This window comes from Mycobacterium sp. (assembly GCF_049280035.1).
Taxonomy (GTDB): Bacteria; Actinomycetota; Actinomycetes; order Mycobacteriales; family Mycobacteriaceae; genus Mycobacterium.
The window spans coordinates 1-5,538 of the sequence record NZ_JBAPPI010000182.1 but is presented as its reverse complement, the minus strand read 5'-3'; the positions used below and the strand labels follow the sequence as shown (position 1 = coordinate 5,538).

General features: G+C 67.9%; 5 protein-coding genes. 1 reads left to right on the top strand and 4 read right to left on the bottom strand.

Annotation, left to right across the window (positions count from 1 at the left end):
* The 4 genes from WAN71_RS05980 to WAN71_RS05965 form a co-directional block, all read right to left on the bottom strand.
* Positions 1-577, bottom strand: a 577-nt coding sequence (locus tag WAN71_RS05980) for a glycosyltransferase (RefSeq protein WP_422224453.1), incomplete at its 3' end; no start/stop codon positions are given.
* The gene (folP, locus tag WAN71_RS05975) at positions 574-1,398 is read right to left on the bottom strand and encodes a dihydropteroate synthase (RefSeq protein WP_422224454.1); all 825 of its coding nucleotides are present in this window, start codon (positions 1,396-1,398) and stop codon (positions 574-576) included. The genes WAN71_RS05980 and folP, both read right to left, overlap by 4 nt.
* 130 nt (positions 1,399-1,528) lie before the next feature.
* The gene (fadD6, locus tag WAN71_RS05970) at positions 1,529-3,310 is read right to left on the bottom strand and encodes a long-chain-acyl-CoA synthetase FadD6 (protein ID WP_422224452.1); all 1,782 of its coding nucleotides are present in this window, start codon (positions 3,308-3,310) and stop codon (positions 1,529-1,531) included.
* A gap of 122 nt (positions 3,311-3,432) precedes the next feature.
* On the bottom strand, positions 3,433-4,059 hold the full coding sequence (locus WAN71_RS05965; protein WP_422224451.1) for a TIGR00730 family Rossman fold protein: 627 nt from the start codon (positions 4,057-4,059) through the stop codon (positions 3,433-3,435).
* A gap of 43 nt (positions 4,060-4,102) precedes the next feature.
* Between WAN71_RS05965 and WAN71_RS05960 the strand changes: the two genes are divergently transcribed.
* Positions 4,103-5,538, top strand: a 1,436-nt coding sequence (locus WAN71_RS05960) for an AAA family ATPase (protein ID WP_422224450.1), incomplete at its 3' end; no start/stop codon positions are given.

The following is a 5,538-nucleotide window of genomic DNA, read 5'->3' as shown; positions in this document are numbered from 1 at the left end:
TGACCCGGCCACCGCCGGTGGCGCCTTCCCGACCGCTGGCGTCGCTGACGTCGCCAATGTTCAGCGGCCGCCGGTAAAAGCTCTTGACCAGGTGGATGCCGTCCTCGGTGAGCAGCGGCCCGAGCAGTCGCGGCACGAACATCGGGTGCGGGTCGATCAGGTCGGAGTCGACGAACACCACGATGTCGCCATCGGTGGCGGCCAGTGAGCGCCACAGCACCTCGCCCTTGCCGGGCCGAGGCGGGATGTGCGGCAAGGCTTGTTCTCTGGTGACGACGCGCGCACCCGCGGCGATCGCCCGAATCTCGGTGTCGTCGGTGGAGCCCGAATCGAGCACGATCAACTCGTCGACCAGCCCGCCGACCAGCGGTGAAATGCTGTCGATCACCGATTCGACGGTGTCTTCCTCGTTGAGGGCAGGCAGCACCACCGCGATGGTTCGTCCGGCCTTCGCCGTCACCAACTCGTCAACCGTCCAATGCGGACGGGTCCAACAGCGGTCGGCCAGCCAGACGTCGCCGGGCAGTGCGGTCAGTGCCCCCTCAGCGGCGAGATCGACCAGCTCTGATGCCGTCATGCGAGTCCTCTCACCGTGCGCGTCGGCGGCCGCTGCCCATTGATCGAAGCCACCATTTCCAGCACCCGCCGGGTGGGGCCGACTTCGTGCACCCGGAACATCCGCGCGCCGGCGGCAGCCGCGAGCGCGGTGGCTGCCAGGGTTCCCTCCAGCCGTTCGGTCAGATCCACGCCCAGAGTCTCCCCGACGAAGTCCTTGTTGCTCAACGCCATTAACACCGGCCACCCCGTGTTAACAAGATCTTCCATGTGACGCAACAGCGTCAGGCCGTGGAAGGTGTTCTTGCCGAAGTCGTGGGTCGGGTCGATCAGCACCCGGTCACGGGCCACTCCGGCGGCGACGGCCCGCTCGGCAGCTGCGGTGACTTCCCGGATCACGTCGTCCACCACCCCGCGGGTGCTCGTCCCGTAGCTGACCCGGAATGGCCGGGTACGTGGCGGCAAACCGCCGGTGTGCGAGCACACCAGCCCGGCTCCGAACTCGGCGGCCACCTGGGGCATCGCGGGGTCGAAACCACCCCAGGTGTCGTTGATCAAGTCCGCGCCCGCCAGGCAGGCCTGTCGGGCTACCTCCGCGCGCCAGGTGTCGATGCTGATCAGTTGGTCGGGGTAGCTATCGCGCAGCCACTCGATGAACGGCACCACCCGGGCGGCCTCGGTTTCAGCGTCGATGCTCTCGCCCGGGCCCGCCTTGACGCCGCCCACGTCGACGACATCGGCGCCCTCGTCGATGACGCGATGCGCAGCGTCGCGGGCCGCACCGTCGCCGAAGGTGGCACCGCGGTCATAAAACGAATCCGGCGTGCGGTTGACGATCGCCATGATCAGCGGGCGGTCGCCCGTTACTCGGCGACCGCACAGGGTGGAGTGCACCCATCTATGGTGCCCGCCGCCGCCGCTGCGCGAGCGCTGAGGGTCTAGCTGCCGTTGATCACGAAGTGACTGGCTTCGCCTAGCCCTGGGGCCGCTTACCGGCCGCGACCTCGTCCGGATATTCGTCGTAGAACGGCACATAGCCCTCGTCGCGGCCGGCCAACACATACAGCGGGTCCTCGATGCCAGGACCGTAAGCCTGCTCGCGCAGATCCACCTTGCGGCTCTTGAACGTGGTGGTGTGCTCCATCTCTTCGACCACCCGGATGAACAGCGGCATCGCATACATCGGCAGATGGTCGTAGACGGTGTGCGCGAGTGCCTTCCCGTCGAACTCGGCGCCGTCGCGCAGCTGGACTGCGGCCATTCCGGCGCGTCCGCCGGTACGCGGGATCTCGACGCCGAAGACGGTGCACTCCTGTACGGATTTGTCCGCCGCCAGCGCCCGTTCCACCTGCGTGGTGGCGACGTTCTCGCCCTTCCAGCGGAAGGTGTCGCCGAGCCGGTCGACGAACGCGGCGTGGCCCATGCCCTGCGGGCTCATCACGTCGCCAGTGTTGAACCAGCAGTCGCCCTCACGAAAGGCGTTGCGCACCAGCTTCTTTTCACTCGCGCTTGGGTCGGTGTAACCGTCGAACGGTTGCAGCCGGTTCACCGGGCTCAGCAACAGACCCGGCTCGCCGGCGGGCACTCGCTGCACCCGGCCATCCTCGCCGCGCAGCGGCTCGCCGGTGTCGGGGTCGTACTGCACGTAGGCCAACGGCATCGGCGCGATGCCAGTCGATCGGGGCACATTGAAGATGTTGATGAACGCGGTGTTGCCCTCACTGGCCGCGTAGAACTCGCAGACTCGCGCGATGCCGAACCGAGTAGTGAACTCGTCCCAAATCTCCGGACGCAACCCGTTACCGGCGATCACCCGGACCTTGTGGGCGCGGTCGGTCGGCTTGGCCGGCTGGTTGAGCAGGTAGCGGCACACCTCGCCGATGTAGATGAATGCCGTTGCATCGCTGGCAATCACCTCGTCCCAAAACCGCGACGCCGAAAAGGACTTACCCAGGGCCAGGGTTGCCCCCGAATTGATCACCGATCCGACCGCGACCGTCAGCGCGTTGTTGTGGTACAGCGGCAGGCAGCTGTACAACGTGTCGGAACCCCTCAGCCGCAAGCCCAGCCCGCCAAACGCAGCCAACGCTGACAACCACCGACGATGCGTCATCACGCTGGCCTTGGGATGGCCCGTGGTGCCCGAGGTGAAGATGTAGAACGCGGTGTCCTTGGCCAGCACCGCCGATGCCGACGCCGGGTTGGTGGTGGGCGCGGTGGCGGCCAGGCGCTCCATCTCCTCGATCGTGGTCGGCGCAACGCCGGCCCCGCCGCATTCGTCTAGCGCGTCGATCAGGTCGGATTCGACGACGAGCACTTTGGCGTCCAGCAAGCCGAGGCTGTGCGCCAGCACCTCCCCGCGCTGGTGGTAGTTGAGCATCCCGGCGACCGCGCCGCATTTGACCACGGCCAACATCATCAGCACCGCGTTCGGTGAGTTCCGCAACATCACCCCAACGACCTCGCCGCGACCGACACCACGCGCCGCCAGCACCGCGGCGTAGCGGTTGGCGGTCGCATTGGCCTCGCGGTAGGTCAGTTGCTGCTCGCCGAACCGGATGAACACCCGGTCACCGAAGCGGGCGGCGCGTTCCTGGAACACTTTGCCGATCGACGTCTTGGAGGTCGGCCGGGCCAGCAGCCCGGTGAGCACGCCGCGGACCATCACCGGAACGTCGGTCAACACCCCGGGCACCCGGGCTGCGATATCGAGCAACCCGACCGATGAGCGGGTACCGGAGTCGTGTTCAGACACTGTTATCCCTCACTTTGCTGAACCGCATTATGCGCGGCCAGCGTAGCCCTGTGACGATGCAGACCGCGCAGCGGTCTGAGGAGGAGCAGGGCAATCGGCCGAGTCCGCAGCGGCTCACTAACTCATCCGGGTGTGCAGGCCGCGAGTGCGGCGCTCACCTCGTCGACGACTATCAGCCGGTCCAGGGCGGCTTGCGCGACATAACCGCTGTCGACCAGTCCGTAGAGCCATGCGCGCAGCCCATCGAAGTGTCCGGCCGGGTCGAGCAGCACAACAGGCTTGTCGTGCATGCCGAGATACCCGCCGGTCCAGGCCTCAAACAGTTCCTCCAGCGTGCCGATGCCGCCTGGCAGCGCAATGAAGGCATCGGCGCGGTCCTCCATGATCTGTTTACGCTCCCGCATGGTGTCGGTCACGATCAGCTCGTCGGCGTCGGTGTCGGCGACTTCGCGACGCACCAGCATCTTCGGGATGACGCCGACGGTCCACGCGCCGCGGGCCCGCGCGGCGGTGGCCAACGCGCCCATCGCGGAGACGTTGCCGCCGCCCCAGACCAGGGTCCAGCCCCGATCAGCGATCGCCTCGCCGAGTTCGGCGGCCAATGCCAACAACTCGGGGTGGGTGGGCCCGGACGCGCAGTACACACAGACCGCCCACGCCTGCGGTGCATCGCGTTTGGAGTGCACAGTCGAACCGTAATAGACGTAGTAGACCGCGTTGCCGCCGAGTGCATTTGGGTCTATAGGCATGCCTGGCGAAAAGGCCAGCCACGGCGCGCAATAAAATCCGGCGGTGCCGACTGGTTGGGTTGCCGTGCCGCCGGACGCGGTACTGCACCGGGTCGCGGACGCGTTGGGCGACACCCAGCGGTCCGGGGTGGTGCTGGTCGGAGCCGACGGCGTCGGCAAGACGCTGCTCGCGCGGACTGCCGCCGAGAAGTTCGCCGCGGATAAGCCGTCGACGGTCGTCCGTTGGGTGGTGGGCACTGCGACGGAGCGGATCGTGCCGTTCGGCGCGTTCGACGACCTGCAGCACATCACCGACGTCGCCGAGACAGGCAGGCCCGCCGAGCTGCTGCGCGCGGCCGCCGACTCGCTGATCGGCGACAGCGGCGAGCTGCTGTTTGTGGTCGACGACGCACACCAACTGGACCATCTGTCGGCCACGCTGCTGTATCAGCTCGCGCTGAGTCGCTCGGCGCGATTGATTGTCACCGTCCGTGCCGGCACCGAGCTGCCTGATGCGGTCGCAGCACTGTCGGCCGATGAGCTGCTGGCCCTGGTCGAGGTCGAGCCACTGGACAGGCCGGCGACGGCGGCATTGCTGGAATCGGCGCTGGGCGCGACGCCTGACCCGGCGGCGACCGAGGAGGTGTTTAACCGCAGTCAAGGCAACCCGCTGTATCTGCGGCACTTGGTGCAGAGCGGCGATTTGGCGAATGACCTAGCACTGCCTGCCCTGGTCGACGGCTACCTGGCCGGCCTGCCGGCGCCGGCGCGCACGGTGCTGGACTACCTGGCGCTCGCAGAGCCGTTGCGCCGCGGCGACCTCACCGCGCTGGCCGACCAGCATGCCGTCGACGAAGCGGAAACTGCCGGCGCGGTCGCTTCCGATGATCAGGGAATGGTGTACGCGGCCCATCCGCTCTACACCGACCGCGTCCGCGCCGCGCTGCCACCAGCAGCCGCGCGGGCGCTGCGCACCTCACTGGTCGAACAGCTGGCGACCCGACCACCCGACCACATCGGCGACCAGCTGCGACTTTCAGCGCTGGCCGTCGACAGCGACGCGCCCAAGGCCACCGGCGACGTCGTGGCCGCAGCCCAACATGCGCTGCGGCTCGGTGAGCTGGAGCTCGCTGAACAGCTCGCGCGCGCCGCTCTGGACACCTCGGACGGTCTGGCCGCGCGACTGTCACTGGCATACGCGCTGACCTGGCAGGGCCATGGACGAGAAGCCGGCGTGGTGCTGGAGGCGGTAGATCCCGAGCAGTTGTCGCAGTCCGAGCTGATCGAGTGGGCGCTGCCGCGGGCCGCCAACCAGTTCTGGATGCTCAGCGAGCCGGAGCGCGCGACGGCGTTTCTGCAGACGATGCGCAAGCGGCTCTCGGCGCCGACGGCGTTGGCCACCCTCGACGCGCTCGCGGCGACCTTTGCGATGAACGCGGGCACGCCGCTGCGCGCGTTGCGGATCGCCAACGAAGTGTTGGCATCGCCGCACGCCGAGGG